18 protein-coding genes are annotated in these 19,750 nt (G+C 43.8%); 4 read left to right on the top strand and 14 right to left on the bottom strand.

The features are described from left to right. Positions 1 to 77: 77 nt before the first annotated feature. From GLW00_RS08050 to GLW00_RS08035, 4 genes are all read right to left on the bottom strand, one after another. Positions 78 to 1,460, bottom strand: coding sequence for a coiled-coil domain-containing protein (locus tag GLW00_RS08050; RefSeq protein WP_160912928.1), 1,383 nt, complete (start codon positions 1,458 to 1,460; stop codon positions 78 to 80). A 27-nt stretch (positions 1,461 to 1,487) separates the two neighbouring features. Then, positions 1,488 to 1,763: a hypothetical protein gene (locus tag GLW00_RS08045; RefSeq protein WP_160912926.1), complete on the bottom strand. Its 276-nt coding sequence runs from the start codon at positions 1,761 to 1,763 to the stop codon at positions 1,488 to 1,490. A 1-nt stretch (position 1,764) separates the two neighbouring features. Further along, entirely contained in the window at positions 1,765 to 2,313 is a 549-nt protein-coding gene (locus tag GLW00_RS08040; RefSeq protein WP_160912924.1) for a hypothetical protein, read from the bottom strand. Between the two features lie 125 nt (positions 2,314 to 2,438). Further along, positions 2,439 to 3,110, bottom strand: coding sequence for a BMQ_0737 family morphogenetic spore coat protein (locus tag GLW00_RS08035; protein ID WP_160912922.1), 672 nt, complete (start codon positions 3,108 to 3,110; stop codon positions 2,439 to 2,441). A 311-nt stretch (positions 3,111 to 3,421) separates the two neighbouring features. Between GLW00_RS08035 and GLW00_RS08030 the strand changes: the two genes are divergently transcribed. From GLW00_RS08030 to GLW00_RS08020, 3 genes are all read left to right on the top strand, one after another. Further along, positions 3,422 to 4,444 (top strand): hypothetical protein, encoded by a 1,023-nt coding sequence (locus GLW00_RS08030; protein ID WP_160912920.1) that lies wholly within the window; start codon positions 3,422 to 3,424, stop codon positions 4,442 to 4,444. A gap of 1 nt (position 4,445) precedes the next feature. Continuing rightward, a complete protein-coding gene (locus tag GLW00_RS08025; RefSeq protein ID WP_160912919.1) occupies positions 4,446 to 4,841 on the top strand; it encodes a M67 family metallopeptidase in 396 nt (131 codons plus the stop codon). A gap of 66 nt (positions 4,842 to 4,907) precedes the next feature. Continuing rightward, positions 4,908 to 5,045, top strand: coding sequence for a hypothetical protein (locus GLW00_RS08020; RefSeq protein ID WP_160912917.1), 138 nt, complete (start codon positions 4,908 to 4,910; stop codon positions 5,043 to 5,045). A 228-nt stretch (positions 5,046 to 5,273) separates the two neighbouring features. On the opposite strand, the gene GLW00_RS08015 is transcribed toward GLW00_RS08020, so the two are convergent. The 6 genes from GLW00_RS08015 to GLW00_RS07990 form a co-directional block, all read right to left on the bottom strand. Continuing rightward, complete coding sequence (locus GLW00_RS08015; protein WP_160912914.1) at positions 5,274 to 5,939, bottom strand: potassium channel family protein; 666 nt, start codon at positions 5,937 to 5,939, stop codon at positions 5,274 to 5,276. 163 nt (positions 5,940 to 6,102) lie between these two features. Continuing rightward, positions 6,103 to 6,387, bottom strand: a complete 285-nt coding sequence (locus tag GLW00_RS08010) for a YesK family protein (protein WP_160912912.1) — start codon at positions 6,385 to 6,387, stop codon at positions 6,103 to 6,105. A 153-nt stretch (positions 6,388 to 6,540) separates the two neighbouring features. Further along, a complete protein-coding gene (locus tag GLW00_RS08005; RefSeq protein ID WP_160912910.1) occupies positions 6,541 to 7,554 on the bottom strand; it encodes a cytochrome d ubiquinol oxidase subunit II in 1,014 nt (337 codons plus the stop codon). Further along, complete coding sequence (locus tag GLW00_RS08000) at positions 7,551 to 8,912, bottom strand: cytochrome ubiquinol oxidase subunit I (protein ID WP_160912908.1); 1,362 nt, start codon at positions 8,910 to 8,912, stop codon at positions 7,551 to 7,553. Before GLW00_RS08000 ends, GLW00_RS08005 begins: the two co-directional genes overlap by 4 nt. A gap of 867 nt (positions 8,913 to 9,779) precedes the next feature. Then, positions 9,780 to 11,612: an ABC transporter ATP-binding protein gene (locus GLW00_RS07995; protein WP_160912906.1), complete on the bottom strand. Its 1,833-nt coding sequence runs from the start codon at positions 11,610 to 11,612 to the stop codon at positions 9,780 to 9,782. Positions 11,613 to 11,625: 13 nt separating this feature from the next. After that, on the bottom strand, positions 11,626 to 13,383 hold the full coding sequence (locus GLW00_RS07990) for an ABC transporter ATP-binding protein (RefSeq protein ID WP_160912904.1): 1,758 nt from the start codon (positions 13,381 to 13,383) through the stop codon (positions 11,626 to 11,628). Between the two features lie 643 nt (positions 13,384 to 14,026). Between GLW00_RS07990 and GLW00_RS07985 the strand changes: the two genes are divergently transcribed. After that, positions 14,027 to 14,866, top strand: a complete 840-nt coding sequence (locus GLW00_RS07985; RefSeq protein WP_160912902.1) for a mechanosensitive ion channel family protein — start codon at positions 14,027 to 14,029, stop codon at positions 14,864 to 14,866. Between the two features lie 33 nt (positions 14,867 to 14,899). Here the strand turns inward: GLW00_RS07985 and GLW00_RS07980 are convergent, their stop codons facing one another. The 4 genes from GLW00_RS07980 to GLW00_RS07965 all read right to left on the bottom strand — a co-directional run bounded on the left by GLW00_RS07980 (position 14,900) and on the right by GLW00_RS07965 (position 19,725). Next, complete coding sequence (locus tag GLW00_RS07980; RefSeq protein WP_160912900.1) at positions 14,900 to 16,192, bottom strand: hemolysin family protein; 1,293 nt, start codon at positions 16,190 to 16,192, stop codon at positions 14,900 to 14,902. 92 nt (positions 16,193 to 16,284) lie between these two features. Continuing rightward, positions 16,285 to 17,400, bottom strand: coding sequence for an N-acetyldiaminopimelate deacetylase (locus GLW00_RS07975; protein WP_160912898.1), 1,116 nt, complete (start codon positions 17,398 to 17,400; stop codon positions 16,285 to 16,287). Positions 17,401 to 17,472: 72 nt separating this feature from the next. Next, positions 17,473 to 18,192, bottom strand: a complete 720-nt coding sequence (gene dapD, locus GLW00_RS07970; RefSeq protein ID WP_160912896.1) for a 2,3,4,5-tetrahydropyridine-2,6-dicarboxylate N-acetyltransferase — start codon at positions 18,190 to 18,192, stop codon at positions 17,473 to 17,475. Positions 18,193 to 18,252: 60 nt separating this feature from the next. After that, positions 18,253 to 19,725, bottom strand: a complete 1,473-nt coding sequence (locus tag GLW00_RS07965) for an MDR family MFS transporter (protein ID WP_160912894.1) — start codon at positions 19,723 to 19,725, stop codon at positions 18,253 to 18,255. Positions 19,726 to 19,750 lie beyond the last annotated feature (25 nt).

Genomic DNA, 19,750 nt, shown 5'->3' with positions numbered 1-19,750 from the left:
ATCGTTTCTCATTTTCGATCTATGTACTGATGAAATAAAAGAAGCGCTTCGAATGATCATTCGAAGCGCTTTCTGAACTACTTTTTATTCTCCTTGTCTTCCAGTTCGAGTATTTCATTTCCCAGCTGATCAATTTTCTCCTCCAGAGACTTCATAAATAGAATTTTCGAATCCAGTTCTTCTTCGTATTCGAAAGTCTGACCAAGGATCTTTTTCATTTGCTCATCTAAAAAGGTTATCATATCTTCGGAAGCATCCCCTGTTTCATTTGAAAAAGCATGCAAGTATTTTTGATTGAGTTTCACCAGTTTTTCATTCTCAGCCTTCCATTGATGCAAAGACTGTTCTTTTTGCTCCAGTTCCGAGCGGGCGGCAGATAATTTCTTTTCTAACTGCCCTTTCGTCCGCTCCCATTCTTCCTCTTTCTTCTTCCATTGCTGACATTCTTTTTCGTAAACCTGATTGTTCGTCTCGAACTGCTCTTTTTCTTTTTTTAACTGTTGAAGCAATTGGTCATTTGCTTTTTGCTGACCCATTAATTTGTCTTTTTCCTGCTTCAATTTTTGAATCGAGTCTTGTAAAGTCGGCAATTTCTGCTCAAACGCTTTACTCGTGGCCCTTCGTTTTTCAAGCTCATTTTTTAAATGTCGAATCGTGGCCTGCTGTTCGGACTTTTCTTCTAAAGAATTCTTTAACCTGCTTGCCTGCGATTCATTTTTAGCAAGGAGTTTATTGAATTTTCTATCCTTATCTTCATAGGCAGCTTTCAGTTTTGTATACTCTTCTTTCTCTTTCTCCTGTTTATTCATCAATTCAGCATAGGTTTCTTCTGCCTGATGTAAGGATTTTTTGTACGTATCCATTTGTTTGTCTCTTTCCACTTGTTGAGACTCTAACCCCTGGACCTTTCCATTTAATTCTTCTTTTTCTTGAAGGATCATTTCCATGCTTTCTTTCAACGATTGGTTTTCTCCGGATAGATCAGCCAAGCGTGCCGCATGTGCAGATGCTTTTTCTTCATACTCCTGGATGGATTTTTTCCACTCTATTTTTATCTCATCCAGTTCTTTTTCTTTCTTATGGAGCCGATACTCGACTTGAGTGATCTCTTTTTTAGCTGAGGAAAGGTGTTGGGAAATCTCCGAGAAATTTTTTTGATACCGTTCCGCTTTTTCCCTCCACACAGCCGCTTCCTCTTGTAACGCTTCTTGACGCTTCTGGCTATTGGACAATTGGGATTCTATTCCTTGAATCCTGCGATGGGCTTCCTCTGTGGCTACGCCTTTTTCTTTAATCAGTTCTTCATTCTCCTGCAATAGTTCAGCATTTTCCTTCTTTAATTTACTTAATAAAGCATAATGGTAGTTTTCCTGATAATCCTTGACTTTCTCTTTGTATTTGGCGAGTTCTGACTTAAAATGAATGATTTTCTGTTGAAGAACGATTGTGTCTTTTTCCATTTTCATTCCTCCCATCAACAAATCCACTTACTCCTCCAACAAATCAAGAATGTCCTTGAGCTTTTTTTCTTGTTCTTCCATAAGGGACTCCCATTTTTCATCATCTAGAGGAGCGGAAGCCACAGGTTTATTCCAGGAATGTCCTTGATGGAACATCATCATTATAAATAGCATTTGAATGGTCTCCCCATCCAAAAACATGAAACTCTTGCTTGTATCGCCTTCCTTTACTTCTCCCAATTTACGAACCATCCATTGTTTTAGATACTTTTTCATTAAAATTTGGAGTTCCAGGTCATCCACCTCAGCCTTCCCCCTCCCTCACATTCGTTCCACTAACATGAATTTGATTCAAAGAAGCGATGCCATTTTCAAATCCATCCCCATACGTAAAACCTTTTATGCTCTCTGTATAATTCTCTTGAGGTGACCATTTCATTTGGAAATTATTAAACGATAAGAGGTTGCCAGGTTCTATCTGATTCACCTCTATTGGCTTCAACCAAAACTCTTCTTTATCGGATTTTTCATTCATCCTTTCCCAGGCTCCCGGCATGCGCATTTTCATGGTTGAGTCCTTGTAAACATATTTTCCGGAAAAGCGAAGGATGGAAGCTTCTTTAAGCTTCAGACAGATGTAGGGGTTACGGAAGGGTTCCATTTGATGATTATAGATATGAAAACTTCCAATAAGCATGCTTTCTTGAGCTGGGTCGTGGGAAAAATGAATAGAATATGTAAAATAACAGTACGTGGATGGAGCCTGGTGTTTTTTTAGTGCTTGAATCTTCGCTTTAATGGATTGAAGATACTGGTCATTCTTCCTCTTCCATTGTGAGATGTTGTCCTCCACATTGACCACCTCCTCTAGTCTCCATGACTTCCTATTAATGGAGGACCCGCCGTTTGAGGGTTCACCATTTTTTGCAAAAATAAAAAGAGAGGATCAGATCCTCTCTTTTAATCTATGCTTAATACTTAAGCATCATCACCATTGTCGCCATCAACATTTGGGAACAATACAGGGCATTGTGGTGGAATTGTAGGAGTCGGGCAAGGCGGGATAGGAAGAATATCACGCGGTTGGCAGAACTCTGCTACGATTTCAAGTGTGACATCGTATGTGGACTGAATGCTTTGGCATAGACGTACAGTCACATCAACATCAAGCTCGTCGACTTCTGTTCCGTTTTCTACACAGGAAGCTGTGCAAACGAAGCAGCTCAAGTCCGTATAATCCACATCAATGTCTGTTCCTTCTGGTGCGCAAAGAAGGACCTGCTCACAGCGTGTGAATGTAGCGCTTCCAACCTCAACGGTTCCTCCACCTAATTCAGGTGTAAGTTCAACAGAAATGGTCACTTCAAAGTTTTTACGGATGTTGACAAGCTGCAAAGTCAGCAACGTACCATCGACAACAAGTTCCTGATCGACTCGGCCAAGAACCTCGACATCCACAGGCTCCACTTCACATGTTACTGAATCGATGACGATATCGTCACATGTCAACTGAGCCCCATCTGGACCGACCGGTAGTTCAAGTCCATCGACACTCAAATCGAAAGTCGCTTCATTGATAATCCAATCATAAACTTTTTCTGTGTTGATACATAGGAGCTCCTGGCCCCCAGTAAGATTTTTTGCTTGCATGGTATGCAAACACCTCCGAATAAGATTTTTCTTTCATTCGTAGCATATGAACGGATGTACCGATGGGTCTAGTGCAAATGCTGATATTTCGTACGTTTTAGCATTTTGTGCGAACACCTATAGTAGATTCATGGACATGGATGGCTGTGACTGTCCTTATAAAAAGAAAAATCTAAAATAATCCTTTTTTCAAGGCATACAATGATTAGTACACGAATACAATTGCGGAATTTACGAAATAACCGGCACATATGTCACGTATTGGAAACACAAAAATAGTATATTAATGTGCTTGAAAAGGGTGATGAGTGATGGATCAAAAACGTCCGAACAACTCAAAAGAACTAGAATCTAAACTGGAAAAATTGTCGCTTTATAAAGAGATGCTGCAATCACTACAGAAAACCAATGTCATCGATGACTACCTTCTTATCAAACAAGAATCTCATGATTCTAAGAATCAAACAGAAGGAGTTTTAAAGAAAATGGATGAATACCATTACAACGCCGAGCAGAGATCCCAACAACTCGCTGCTCAAATACAATCCGTGAAGGAAACGGTGAACGGATTGCAAAAAGACATCGACTTTATTAAAGAGAAAATGGACCGTCTTCAAGTTCATGATTTAATGGAGAAAATGAATCGTTTCATGGATAATCAAGGGTCTGCTAAAAAAGCAGAGGAAGTGAACGAAGTCACTCGTTTGACTCAGGAAATCCAGCAGTTGAAGCAGCAAATGCAAACCGTTGAGCATCAGAAAGAAATCCCTGTTGCTGAACACCCTGTGAAGCAAAAAGGAAAAGTTCAAACCTCCGATTTTCGGAAGCTTCAAAATATGCTTCAATCAAAGAGGATCTCACCACAACGAAATGATTACCATCAGCCAATGAGTCACCAACATCCCTATACGTCCTACCAGCAAAACTACTCTGGCAATACACAGGGCTTCCAAGGCCCCTCATCGTTTCCTAAACCGACGAGAGCCAAAGCTGGAAAATCAAAAACTTACGTCAACCCTCAGTTCGACTTCAACCAGCAGACAACGATAAAGGCAAACTCAAAAAAAAACGATAAAGAAACCGCCCACGTCGGAATAAACAAAGAGAAGACCACAAAGAAAACGAATATACAATTTCAATTGATGAAACCTGAATCTGCACAAATGGCCATTTACCATGCAGAAGCACAGAAACCACGTATAATGAGAAATGAATCGAACAGTGAAAATAATCAAATAGAAACCAAGGATCATTCAAACCTTCCTTCCAGTAATGAATCCATGAAGAAAAAGGAACGATCCCTGCTTTCTATTTTCCAGCGGTGGAACAGCTGATATGAAAATCCTGAAGGACTTATATGATCAGATGATTCGCCAAGGTTCTGAAGCTCTCCCGTATGAAACGTGTGGTCTACTCAGTGGTGAAGTTCCCAGCGATATTCAAAAGTTATGGCCGTTAGAAAATGAATGGAAGTCGCCTCATCGCTTTTATGTGAGTAAGAAGGTCGTCGAAGAGACATTAGAGAGAATAACAGCAATCAATCAGACGGTGCTGGGCGTTTATCACTCTCACCCAACCACAGCACCAGTTCCTTCCTTTTATGATCTAAAGAATCATCCGGATGAGGAGGTTAAAATGCTGATTATCTCCTATAAAACCAGCCCTCCAACGATAAAATGTTATTCCATTAAAAATTTTACTTATGACGAACACCCTTTTTCCATAGAATAAACACCTGCCCTTCCCATTCAACCTTTTTTGATTATAATAAACTATCAAGGTTAAGGAGAGGTAAACGTGAAAGCCAGAAATGTGAAAAGACAAGTTCAAAACAAGCCTTTTATGAGAGCTTCCAACCAACCCATTGTCATTAACACATCTTCCAGTAAAACCGTTCGTCCACGTGGCGGATGCTGTGGTAAAAAGAGAACCTAATCCACTCGCCTCCGAATGAGAGGAATTGAGCGTTCTTATTTTATGTATCATAATCCAAAGAGACTCTTTCTCATCTCATGGGATTAAGACATCCCTGGGAATAAGAAGTCTATATGAATAATCCAAATGAATTCTCCATATAAGATGATAAAAAAAGGAAGAAGACGCCATCGGTACACTGCGTCCTCTTCCTTTTCTTTGTCTATTGATTTTGGCAGGAGCCACGGCCTAATCCTCCAATACCAGGTTCTTTTCAAAACGACTGATATCTTTATCCGCACCAATGACGATCAGCACATCACTTTCTTTAATTTCTTCCGTTGCCATTGGGGAGACAATTACATCCTTGTCCCGTTTAATCGCAACGACGTTACATCCATACTCTGCACGGATATCAAGATCCACCAGGGTTTGACCACCCATTTTGCTTCCAGCTTTCACCTCCACGACACTATGGTCATCAGAAAGCTCGATGTAGTCAAGAATGTTATTCGAGATGATGTTATGAGCGATTCGTTTCCCCATATCACGTTCCGGGTGAACGACTTGATCGGCTCCTATTTTATTGAGAATTTTTTCATGGTAATCATTTTGGGCCTTTACCGTAATCATTTTGATGCCCATTTCCTTTAGAATCAATGTCGTCAGCATGCTGGCCTGGATATTGTCCCCTATGGCTACAATGACATGATCGATGTTACGGAACCCAAGCTCCTTCAGTACATACTCATCGGTTGAATCAGCTATGACGGCATGTGAAGCAATATCCCGATATTCGTTTACTTTATCTTCATCAAGGTCAAGAGCAAGTACTTCCATGCCCTCACGGCTCAATTCACGGCAGATGCTGCCCCCGAACCGGCCGAGACCGATGACGGCGAATTCTTTTTTCATACGTCTACCCCCAACTGTCTCGCAAATTCTATGCTTTATTTTATCACATTCACCCTATCACAACATATGAAATCTCTATATTCTTATGAGATCACCCAAGGATGCCGCTATTCCTTAAAGATCGATCCCTGCCCTTTCTCATGAGGACCTGAAATCGATGGGGTCACCCGTTCATTTTTCTTTCAGAGCTTTTCATTTTTGCTCCTATTATAAAAGATGGGAGAGCATAAATGATGAAAAAGAAACCAAGAATGCCATAGACTGCGCCTTCAAAGCCCCTTATGTTAACATAACCGTGATAAAAAAGTATGGCAGCAGCAATTGTTAACAAGCTTCCGGGTAACATCCTGCCCCATAGGGAAAAGCCCTTTTTACTGAACAACCACGAGAGTGTTAATCCTATGATTCCTGGTACTAAAGATATGAGGAAAGGTCCATAAAGCATCATAAGAGCATCTCCTTTTCATTAGGATTTGAGTTCTCTACTAAAACCGGTTATAGGAACCTTATACGATACGAAATCGATTTTGTTTCAAAAGAACACTTTTTTTAAAACAAAAAGCATAGAGTCCGTAGACTCTACGCTTTTCATATCGTACGTTTATTTTTTCCCTTTTATATAGTCTGCATCGAAAAGGAAAAGTCTCATTAACAGGAAGAGTGATGGGATCAACAATAACAGTCCTGCAATAAAAACGATCACTAAAGCGATAGCCATAGAATCGTTGGTTACGCCACTGGTAATGGTAACGTAAGGATAAAGCAAATACGGTAAATGAGAGGCTCCATATCCGAAGAAGGCGATGAAAAATTGAATCATAACAGCAATAAAGGCCCATCCATAATACTTCCCTTGATAGACGAGAAAGACAGCAATCATGAAAAAGGCTACCGAGATTCCGAATACCCACCATAATTCAATGGCTCTTTGAAAATGATCCATATTCTGCTGACTGAGTGCTATGAATGTCGTAAGACTGGCAATGATCGTTGGAGAACTCCAGAATAACGCGTATTTTCTAAGGATTTCAAGCGCCGGTTGATCTCCTGCCCGGTTGGCATAGTAGGCAAGAAACATGGCGCTGATATAAAGGACACTGACAATAGCTAGAAAAACAACACTCCAGGAATATGGACTTGAGATTAATTCTCCATAAAGGAGTTGGACACCATTAGCCGTCTCTTCAATATATCCACCTTCGGATATCGTTAACGCCGTAGAAAGAGATGCCGGGATGAGCAAACCTGTCGCTCCATACAGGAACATATAAAGAGAATTATCTTTCGAGCCATAGTTTTCAAATGCATAAAAGGATCCTCTGATCGCGAGCAGGACAATAGCGATACTGCCAGGAATCAAAAGCGTTTGTCCAAAATAGTAGGCCATATCCGGAAAAAACCCAACGAGTCCTACAAAAAAGAAGACAAAGAAGACGTTGGTCACTTCCCACACAGGGGATAAATACCGGGAAATCAGCTGATTGATCAAATGGTCTTTCTTCGTCAATCGTGCATAATAGGCAAAGAAACCAGCACCGAAGTCAACGGAAGCAACGATCAAATATCCATAAAGAAAGAGCCAGAGAACGGTAATTCCTATCAATTCATAACTCATGAGTCACCCTCCCTGCTTGCAGCGGCTGTCTGAGGATAACGGTGTTCCAATTCCAATTCAGCCGGTTTTCCTTTGAAGATTTTCCGTAAAGTCATAAGACATCCCATAGCGAGTACGAGGTACACCGCCGCGAAAAGAATGAACATCGAAAATACATACGGAGAGGTTGTCGCACCTTCTGCAACGGTCATGAATCCACGTAAAATCCATGGTTGGCGACCTACTTCTGCATAAATCCAGCCAAACTCAATCGCAAACATGGTCAGAGGACCTGTAGCTACAATGCCCCATAAAAGGAGCGGGTTGTATTCGTTCCATCTTTTAAACTTCCAAAAAATGAGGAATAGAAGTGAAATGCCGAGTGTGTAGAATCCGATGCTGACCATGAGGTCGAACATGTAGTGGATCCATAGAGGCGGCCGTTCCTCTTCCGGTGTTTCATTTAACCCTTCAACCTCTGCATTAAAGTCGCCGTGAGCAAGGAAACTCAACGCATTCGGGATCCGAATCGCATTTTCTACTTCATTGTTCTCATTCAGCGTACCAAAGACAACTAGGTCCGCCCCTTCCTCTGTTTCAAAATGCCACTCCCCTGCTGCCAATTTTTCCGGCTGGTATTCAGCAAGGAATTTAGCAGAAAAGTCGCCGGCAACAGCTGTCAGAATCGCAAATAGAAACGTCATCGTAACCGTAAGCTTCAACGCTTTTTTATGATATAACGACCCTTTTTTCACGAGAATAATGAAGGCCGCAATACCTGCAAGTACAGCAGCGGCTGTTAAATAGGAAGAGGATATCACGTGAAACACTTTCGTCGGGGTGGCAGGGTTGAACATTGCTGCTATTGGGTCAACCGCTGTAAAGCGTCCATCCTCCATTTCGAAACCCTGAGGTGTGTTCATAAAAGAATTGACTGTGGTAATGAAAAAAGCGGACAACGTCCCACCGATGACCACAGGTATAGATAAGATCCAATGATAGATTGGTTTCTTAAACCGGTCCCACGTATATAAATAAATGCCAAGGAAAATCGCTTCAAAGAAAAACGCGAACGTTTCCATGAAAAGCGGCAACGCAATGACATTCCCTGCCAACTGCATAAAACTTGGCCAAATTAATGATAACTGCAGGCCGATCGCGGTACCTGTTACTACTCCGACAGCTACAGTAATCGTATAGCCGCGGGCCCACCTGCGGGCAAGCAATGTATAGTGTGGATCTTTTTTCTTAATTCCGATGAGCTCGGCAATCGATATGAGTACAGGAACACCGACACCAAGCGTCGCAAAAATCGCATGGAAAAGCAGTGTCATAGCTGTAAGCGCCCGGCTCAATTCAACGGTTTCAAAACCAAACATCTTTCTTCCCCCTAACTAAAATCGGTCATACTACCGTTAGTATAAAGCTTGAAAACGGTTCATGGTCAGATGGTTGTTGACGATTTTGTGACATCCTTCACAAAGTGTCTATTATATGAAAATATTACCCTAACATCTTCCTAGTGTCGAACATTATGCCTATTTCCCCTCTTCCCCATTGCTACATCCATGTAACTTAAGAATAGCAATTACAAACACACTCCTTCTTACTATAGCTCCCTTTAGTTGAAGACTCAGTTTCGAGACTTCTGGTGGGTGGAAGGGGGCTGCGGGGAATAGCTCGCTTTCCGCGGGAGCGCGGTGAGCCTCCTCGGACTGCGTCCTGTGGGGTCTCACCCTGCCCTTTTTTCCCGCAGGAGTCTCGCCATTCCCCTCCGCCCCTTTGCCAAGGAAGATTCTCGAAAACACTACTTAGAAAATTAGCTTATATGTTTATAGGAAATGGATAATATGTACTCTATCCAATGGACGTTTAGAATGCGTAATCGCTTGATACTAAGCCCTTTTTGCCTGCCTATAGGTGGGAAGGATTAGAACCTTATTTATAAGTGCAGGGGTTCTATAATCTGCCTATCAAAATCATAAGAGCTGCCCTTTTAGTGTTGGTTTCGAGAATCTATTCCGTGGCAAAGGGGCGGAGGGAAACGGTGAGACTCCTATGGGACGTGTGGGACAGGTGAGACCCCGGAAGGCGTAGCCTGAGGAGGCTCACCGCCCGCCCCATGGAAAGCGAACCTTTTCCCGGAGCTCCTAGAACCACACAAAAGTCTCGAAACTGAGTCTTCAACAATCCTGCCATTTAGTTGAACAAAAAAAGACACCGCTAACCGGTGTCTTTTTGAAGTATTATATAGCATCAAGCATTTGGAACTGGGCTTTTACAAGGTCGTAGTACTCACCTTCCTGATCCATCAGTTCATCATGTGAACCTTGTTCCAGGATGCGTCCATTTTCAAGGACGAAAATGTTGTCTGCTTCTCGTATCGTGGACAAGCGGTGGGCAATCATGATTGCTGTTCGTCCTTTCAGCAGTTTGCGAAGCGCCTGCTGAATTTTAAGTTCGGTTTCTGTATCGATACTTGCCGTTGCCTCATCCAAAATGAGAATTCTTGGGTTGGCAAGCAGCGCACGGGCAAAGGACAGGAGCTGTCGCTCACCGGCAGAAAGGATATTTCCCCGCTCTTCGACTTCTGTTTCATAACCGTTATTAAGACGTTGGATAAAATCATCGGCTCCAACCACTTTTGCCGCTTCCATGACATCTTCATCAGAAGCATCCGGGCGTCCGAAACGGATGTTTTCCATAATTGTACCTGAGAAGATGAACGTATCCTGCAGAACCACACTAATCTGCTGACGGACACTATCAATCGTAGCATTCTTCAGGTCGACCCCGTCGATTTTGACTGCTCCCTTGGTCGGATCGTAGAAACGACTGATTAAGTTCGCGATTGTCGACTTTCCGGACCCTGTATGACCGACAAGAGCGACGGTCTCCCCTTCTTTCATTTCGAGGTTGATGTCATGAAGGGCGATGCGTTTAGAATCGTAGGCGAATTGGACATGATCAAATTCAATATGGCCCCTCATGTCTTTCAGCTCAATGGCATCTTTCTTCTCCTCCACATTTGGTTCCTCATCCAGGAATTCAAAAATCCTCTCAGAAGCAGCCATAGCCATCAGGAGCTGGTTATACATCTGTCCTAAACGGGAAATCGGCTCCCAGAACATACCAAGGAAGAAAGCGAACATGACGAAGTCCCCTACCAGGATACTGGACTCCAGGATTAAGTGAGCACCATACGCGACTAGGATGACCGTTCCAACCGCATTGCTCATTTCTACAAATGGACGGAACATGGCACTTTTCCTTGATGCTGTGTTCCAGGATTCGAAGTTATCGGTATTCACACCATTAAAGTACTCTATGTTTTCTTTTTCCTGAGAAAAAGATTGAGTTATGCGAATCCCCTGGAGGCTCTCATTCAAATGTGAATTCAGCCTCGATTGTTGAATCCGTACATTCTGCCAGGAGCGGCGAATGTTACGACGCAGCTTCGTCGAGATATAGAACATGATCGGCAGAATGACTAGAATTGCCAGGGCAAGTTTTGGACTGAAGACTAAAAGAATGACGACAATTCCTGTCAACATGACCACGTCCATCAGCAGGTTGATGATCCCATTCGTGAACAATTCCTGCAGGGAGTTAATGTCGTTCATGATCCGGACGAGGATGGAACCTGCGGACCTTGAGTCAAAAAACTTATGCGAAAGTCGTTGGACGTGGGAAAATAAATGCTGCCTCAAGTCATAGATCACATTCTGACCGAGAATGTTCACATATTTAATTCTAAGTGCATTGCCGATATAGCTGAGTAAATACATGATGGCAATTCCAACCACAAGTTGGATCAATAGATTGGTGTTCCCATCAGCAATCGCCATGTTGATGGCTACTTGACCAATTAAAACGGGAACAACCAGTCTCACGATCGTGGATACGAGCATCGCAATGATCGCAACAGGCAGCAATGTTTTGGCATAGGGCTTCAAGTACTTGAGCAGCCGCCACATTTGAGCCCAGTTGAACGGCTTCTCAATCGCCTGGTCCTGCGTATATTTAAATCGATTCAAATGGGTGCTCGTTTCTGGTTCATGCTTGGGTTTGCGAGCCATGGTCTCCCTCCTTTTATGAAATATTAGATGTCTTTAAAATTTTCTCTTTGTCCTGATATTGAATATCGTAAATTCGTTGATAAGGTCCTCCATTTGTAAGAAGGTCTTCATGCACGCCACGTTCCTTGACGGCACCGTCTTCAAGTACGATGATTTCATCAGCATGTTTCAATGAAGAAATACGGTGGGCAATGATGAATGTCGTCCGACCTCTCATCACTTCCTGCAACGCTTTTTGAATCTTGAACTCTGTTTCCATATCAACAGCAGACGTTGCATCATCCAACACGAGGATCGCTGGATCAATAAGAATTGCCCGGGCTATGGCAATCCGTTGCTTTTGACCTCCGGAAAGACCCATGCCACGCTCCCCTAAAAGGGTGTCATAGCCTTCAGGCATCTCCATGATAAACTCATGAGCCTGGGCCCTCTTGGCGGCATCGATGACATCTTCAATCGTCGCGTCGGGATTTCCATAAGCGATGTTTTCTTTAATGGTCGTTGAGAAAAGGAAAGACTCCTGTAAGACAAAGCCGATATTCTTGCGCAGACTTTTCAAGCCATACTCCTGGACCGGGCGCCCATCGACGAGAACTTCCCCTTTTTCCGGTTCGTAAAAACGGGTGATCAATTGAGTGATACTCGTTTTTCCTGATCCCGTAGCTCCGATCAGTCCGATCGTTTTGCCAGGAGGTGCATCAAAACTTATATCCTTCAATGCAGAATCGTCATCTTCAACGTACGTGAGAGTGACATCATTGAATGTCACATGACCTTGTAAACGATCTTGATGAATCGCTGTATCCTTCTCACTAATTTCTTCTTCTGCCTCTAAAATTTCCAGTAACCGTTCCCCAGAAGCTTTTGCCTGTGAGAAAAGGTTAATGACGAAACCTAAGTTCATCAAAGGACCAAGGATATACCAGACAAGACTAAAGAAGGCGACCAGTTCACCTAACTGCATCGTATTGTTCATAACCATGGAGCCCCCGTAAGCCAGCAGAGCTACAACGGATACGTTGCCGATAAACTCCATCAATGGGAAGTAGCGGGCCCATATGTTGGATGTTGTAATGAACTTGGTACGGTAATCTTCACTTCTGTTCGAAAAGCGTCCGATCTCAAACTCCTCTCTCGAAAGAGATTTAACCGTATTCATCCCGCTGATATTTTCCTGCACTCTTGTATTCAGCTTCCCGAAGGATTTCCGAATCTTCCGGAAGGCCGGGTGGACTTTACGATCGAACCGGTACACCACAAGGGCTAAAAACGGCATGGCGGCCATTGTGACAAGGGCGAGGGGTACGGAGAAATAAAACATCACGCTCAAGCTGATCACAATCAAAAGGAAGATGCGGATCAGTTCCGAAAATCCAAAGGAAAGGAAGAAACGGAATCCTTCCACATCTGCCGTAAGTCTCGACATCAAATCTCCTGTCTTCGCATTGTCATAATAGCGGAAAGGAAGACGCTGCAGCTTTTTGTACAACTCGTCACGCATCGTAAATACGGAACGGATTCCGAAGAAGTCCCCTAAATACTGATGGTAATATGTAGCGAACCCTTTGATGATCATGAGTGCGATAAATGCGGTACATATATAAGGAATGAGACTGTACTCTTCAGCGAGAACGACATCATCGATGGTCACCTTCAACACGATTGGATAGACGACAGTAATGATGGTCACGAAGAATAATGAAAACAAGGACCAAAAGAAATATTTTCGATACGGCCAGTAAAAGGCCTTTAGTTTTTTAAACGTATCCAAAGGTTTCCCTCCTTCTTATTTTTTAACGTAATATTAAATATATCGGGTTCCGAAATAAATATCTACCCATTTGCAATAATTTTTAAAATTTTCTATCTAGGGGATGATTTTCTCTCCTTCTAAAGTTGTAGAACAGGTTATATTGAAAAAACTACAGGATGGTGTAAGACTCAAAATTACCACAAGAACGATAGGTCAGCCGCTTGATGATATCATCGAACCTGTTTTCTTAAGAAGCAGACTAAACAACTAACAGACAAGGCATATAGGTCTCCTTTTTGACGGCCGACTCCAATCATTTATCCGAGGGTTTTAAGCTTTTATCGGTGACTTTCACACGTTTATCAGTGACTTCTAGACTTTTATCGGTCATTTTCATACTTTTATCAGTAAGTGAAATATTTTGATCTGGGAAAGCGATGGATTCCCCCTGATTTTTCCATACTAAATCACAACTCTTCCACTCTTATGGAAATGGATCACCTTCTATACCTTCATCCTTCCTATGCACCTTACCTCTATACACCATGCTGCTTTGGTATCCCAGTAAAAATTTCGTGTCTTTAATTGTAAAACGTTGAATTTTAATGTCGGATTCCGATATTCTATTAGAGGAGACCGGAAGATGGAAAGGAGTTTATTCATGAACTTATTTGAAGAAGGATTAAGTTTTAATTTTGATGTACTGATTGAATGGCTGATCACAGGAGGACTGAAAATCGCGGTCATTCTGATTGCCTTTGCGATTATCAAACCTGTAGGTACGAAAGCGATTGAGGCAGCGATCAACCGCATGAGTCAGCAGCGCAATATTGCAGAAGGAAGAAATAAGACGTTACAGAAGATTTCTGTGAACCTGTTTTCTTATACGTTGCTTTTTATTCTGGTGATGATGCTTCTCAGTGCCGTGAATATTGAAATTGGGCCGTTGCTTGCTGGAGCAGGAATCCTTGGTTTAGCGATCGGTTTCGGAGCCCAGGGGCTTGTTTCTGATATCGTAACTGGGTTCTTCCTGCTGATTGAACGCCAGATTGAGGTGGATGATTACGTCACAGCCGGTGGATATGACGGAGTGGTGGAAGAAGTGGGTATTCGTACGACGAAGATCCGCAGCTTTGATGGGACATTGAACTTTGTACCGAACCGCAACATTGTCGGTGTCGCCAACCATTCCCGCGGCAACATGAGAGCCCTTGTGGACATTGGCATCGGTTATGATGAAAATATCGATGAAGCGCTGGCTGTCCTTCAGAAAGTCGCCGATCAATTCGCAGAGGACGAGCGTTTTGTGGAAGGACCGAACGTGCTAGGTGTTCAGAGTCTTGGGTCATCCGATGTCGTGATTCGTATTCTTGGTAAAACGGAAAATATGGAACAATGGGCCGTTGAACGCGATATGAGAAAAGCCATGAAAGAAGCCTTGGATGCTGCGGATATTGAAATTCCATTCCCACACCAAGTATTTGTTCAAAAAGAATCCTAAATACAAAAAATAACCCGACCTTGAGAGGTCGGGTTATTTTGATTCTTCTTTCCACATTTCCACTTTCTTAATCTGCCCTTTCACTAAATCAACGATCTTAAATCGATACCCTTCCCCTTCGACGATGGTTCCCTCTTTTGCTTCAAAGTCTTTCGTGTACATCCATCCTGAGATCGTATCAATATCCATATGATCCAATTGGATATCAAAGAAATCATTGATGTCCTGGATGGCCGTCTTCCCTTCGATCAGAAAGTGTCCGTTTTTCAGCCGCTTAATATCCCGTTCTTCTTCTGCATCGAATTCATCCCTTATTTCCCCGACAATTTCCTCAAGGATATCTTCCACCGTCACAATGCCGGATGTCCCTCCATACTCATCAATAAGCACGGCCATATGCGTGTGGTCTTTCTGCATTTTGACAAGCAGATCGTGGATGGGGATATTCTCAAAGACTTTCATGACCGGGCGTAAAAACGGACGGAGCGTACTCTGATTTTCTGCATCATCGTAGAGCAGTTCTTTCATATGAATGATGCCGATGATTTCATCTTTGCTTTTTTCAATGACCGGATACCGGGTATAGCGGTTATGCTTCACTTCCCTTACAGCATTCGTCACCGACTGTCTGGCATCGAGGACGGCCATTTCTGTACGCGGGATCATGATTTCTTTCGCTGTTCGATTATCGAATTCAAAGATACGATCGACATACGTGTACTCGGAGCGGTTGATCTCCCCTTTTTGATAGCTTTTCGTAAGGATGTGTCTCAATTCTTCTTCTGAATGGACTTCATCCGATTCCCGAGCGGTCTGAAAACCGAGCATGCGCACAAAGATATTGGCAGATCCGTTCAACAGCCAAATGAGCGGATACATCAATTTGCTGTATAGCATGAGCGGTCTCGATAAAAGCAGGGTGATACTTTCTGCCTTCTGGATCGCCATCGTTTTAGGCGCAAGCTCTCCGAGGACGACGTGTAAGAAGGTAATGACAAAGAAGGCGATTGCAAAGGAAAGCGTGTGGGTGATGCCCTCCGGTAAAGCGATTCTATCAAACAAAGGTCTCAACAATACTTCCAGTGTGGGCTCACCTAACCAACCAAGCCCAAGCGCAGTAATCGTAATTCCTAGCTGACAAGCACTGAGGTAATAATCGAGGTCATTGACAACACGGATTGCATTCTCGGCTTTTTTGTGACCTTCCGCTGCCTTTGCTTCGAGCCTTGTTTTTCTAACCTTTACGATGGCAAATTCACTGGCTACAAAAAAAGCAGTGAGTAGAATCAAAATGGCTACGGCGGTCAATTTAATTGTTGTTTCCATCAAGGCCACTCCTTATAAAAAAGAAGGAGGAATTCTCCTCCTTCTCTCATCTACCTTCTATTGTTAACTGGAATGGCCAACCTATGCGCGGTTTAAAGTTCCCGCAGGGTTTTTTCAACGATATGGACACCTACTGGAAGTGCTTCCTCCTTAGGTTTCAACGTCGATTGATGAAGACCTGCTTTAGATTCGACGCCAAGCCAGAACATAAACCCTGGAATCTCTTTAACCATATAGCCGAAATCTTCACCGGTCATCGCCATGTTGGCTTCCTTGTACTGATATTCCGTCTCTTTCACCAGCTTCTCAAACCGATGCACTTGCTCCGCATCGTTGAACACCTGGTGATAATTGGCTCCGTAATCGATGTGGATGCCACAGTCATTAGCGATCTCAAAACCGCGGGCTACCTTCTCGATCTCCCCTTTAACCTTTTGCATCGCTTCTGGAGACAAAGTCCGGATCGTGCCTTCTAAACGAGCAGCCTGTGCAATTATATTCTGTACCGTTCCCGCTTCAATTTTTCCGATTGTGATCACTGCACTATCCAATGGATCGACTCGGCGTGCGACGATCTGCTGCAAGTGGGAAACGAATGAACTGGCTGTGACGACCATATCGTGAGTCAAATGAGGAAAGGCGGCGTGCCCTCCTACACCTTTGAAATCGATGAACAGTTCACTCGTATTCGCAAACAATAATCCTGGCTTGGAAGAAACAGAACCGACCGGAAGATCCGGCGCCACGTGCAATCCGAAGATCACGTCAGGCCGGTACCTTTCCATGGCTTCCGATTGCAGCATCGGTTCGGCCCCGCCCGGACCTTCTTCTGCGGGTTGAAATAGGAAGATGATATCATCATCGGCCGGATCTTCAGCAAGCCTCGTCAAAGCTCCAAGCGCGATGGTCATGTGAAAATCATGACCACAGGCATGCATACGTCCATCATGGGTCGATTGGAACTCATATCCTGTCTCTTCCGTCAGGGGAAGTCCATCGATATCAGCACGGTAGCCAATCGTTTTTTTGCCGACTTTCCCTTTGACCCGTACAAAAATTCCTGTACGCCACGTTTCGATCGTCAAAGCTTTTTGAGGCAGCTTGTTGATATAATCCAATAAATACTGCTGGGTTTTGTATTCTCTAAAGCCGAGTTCAGGAATCTGATGCAGCTCTCTCCGGATTTCACTCAATGTTTCCTGATTCAAAAAAATCCCTCCCTATACGAAAGGCCCTGCTCCAGGAGCAAGGCCCTTCCTTCTATTGTTGTGTTGAGAAAATTAGTTATCCAGTTTACGAAGGGCCTGCATGATTTCAGTCTTCGACTTCGTCTGATCGTCGATTTTTTTGATCTGTTTCGCAGGTGTTCCGGCAACAAGAGTGTTGGCTGGAACATCTTCTGTTACAATCGCTCCAGCAGCGACGACTGCTCCTTCACCGACGGTTACCCCTTCAAGAACGACAGCGTTCGCACCGATGACGACACCATCCTCAATGACAACCGGCTTTGCGGAAGGTGGCTCGATCACTCCTGCAAGGACTGCGCCTGCTCCGATGTGGCAGTTCTTACCGACCGTTGCACGGCCGCCAAGAACAACGTTCATATCGATCATCGTTCCTTCACCGACGACAGAACCGATGTTGATCATCGCTCCGAGCATGATCACCGCTCCGTCTCCGATTTCAACCTGATCACGAATGACAGCACCCGGCTCAATGCGGGCATTGACTTTTTTCAAGTCAAGCAAAGGAATGGCTGAATTACGGCGGTCGTTCTCAAGCACATAGTCTTCGATTTCGTTTTCATATTTTTCGAGAATCGGCTGGATCACTTTCCATTCCCCGAAGATAACACCAGATTGGCCTGTGATGAAATCCTGCACTTGTTCACCAAACTCGATTTTTTCTAAATTTTCACCTTTCAAGTAAACTTTGACAGGTGTTGATTTTTCACTATTTGAAATGAATGAAATGATTTCATTTGCGTCCATTTGTTTCATGAGTAATTCCTCCTTTATGTATCTTTCATCCTTTACTTTATCAAAGGGTCCATGACTTTTTCAATCTTCTTTTTTTGGAATTCTGAGAATTAGTAGAAAACTAATAACTGCAAGTATGAGCAATCCCATATAGACGAAGTGTAACCCTGAAGTCAGGCCATCCTGCAAAACAAGGAGAGCTTCCTTGCTCAACTGCTCCCTCGTTTCCTCTCTAAGCAGCGAATTGGCTGAATCAACACTGAAAGAAGCGGGAAGACTTGAATTCTCAATCGCATCCGCCACCTGACTGTTCAAGATTCCTCCAAGCAAAGCCGCTCCCACAGCACTCCCAATCGTACGCATGAACATATTGGTGGCTGTCGCAATGCCACGTTTTTTCCAATCGACACTGTTCTGAATCGATACGATAAAAGAGGTCGAAGATAGCCCCATGCCAATCCCGATGAATAACGATCCCATGGCGGCAAACCAGGGACCTTTCTCCGGACTGAGCAGGGAGAAGATGACCCCTCCGACGATGAGTGATACTCCACCAAGGATCGAGGTTGGGCGAAAGCCGATTTTCAAGATCAAGCGCCCCGCGACGGTTGCTGCGATCGGCCACCCGATCGACATTGTTGTCAACGTAAAGCCGGCAACGGTCGCCGATTGCTCCATCACTCCCTGTACGAAGGCTGGTAAATAGCTGCTCACCCCGATAAGGATCATTCCGGTCGTTAGAGAGGTGAGGTTGGCATAGCGGATGGACCGGATGTGCCATAAATCCATCGGCATCATAGGATCATCCGTTTTTCTTTCATGAAAGAAAAACGCCAGTGCTCCAATCGACGCAACGACAATCATGGAGAACATCGACCAGGACTTCCACTCAATTCCTACCCCGCCTTCTACAAGGATGATCATCAATGTACTAACCGTGAGTACCACCCACATAGAACCGGCCACATCCACATTCCTCTTTTCTTTAGAAACCTCTTCCTTAAAGAAAAAGAGAATCCCGAAAAGGGCAAGAAGGCCGAGCGGGACGTTCATCCAAAACACATACGGCCAGGAGAGAAAATCCACAAAGAAACCACCCAGCGCAGGCCCTGTTACCGCTGATATTCCCCAGACGCTCGATAAATACCCCTGAATCTTTGCGCGCTCTTCTTTTGTATAAATATCACCGACAATCGTTGTCGCAATCGGCATCAAAGCTCCAGCCCCGAGCCCCTGAACGAGTCTTGCCCCGATCAGAACATTCATAGAAGGAGCAAGAGCGCAAAGAACAGCCCCACATAGAAACAGGCTGATTCCGAGCATGAAGATCGGTTTCCGACCGAAGACATCCGCTAATCGTCCGAAAAGCAGGACGGTCGCGGCATTCGTTAGCAGATAGGCAGAAAACACCCAGCTGTATAAGCTGAACCCTCCAAGATCTGCTACGATACTTGGCATCGCCGTTGAAACGATAGTCGCTTCAATGGCCGCGAGGAACATGGCAAGCATGATCGATGCGAGCACCAGCCCCCGATTTTGTTTATCGTTCTTCATATGTACATTCACCTTCAATACAAAA

Source organism: Halobacillus litoralis (assembly GCF_009856445.1).
Classification (GTDB): domain Bacteria; phylum Bacillota; class Bacilli; order Bacillales; family Halobacillaceae; genus Halobacillus; species Halobacillus litoralis.
This window is presented reverse-complemented; position numbering and strand designations above follow the sequence as displayed.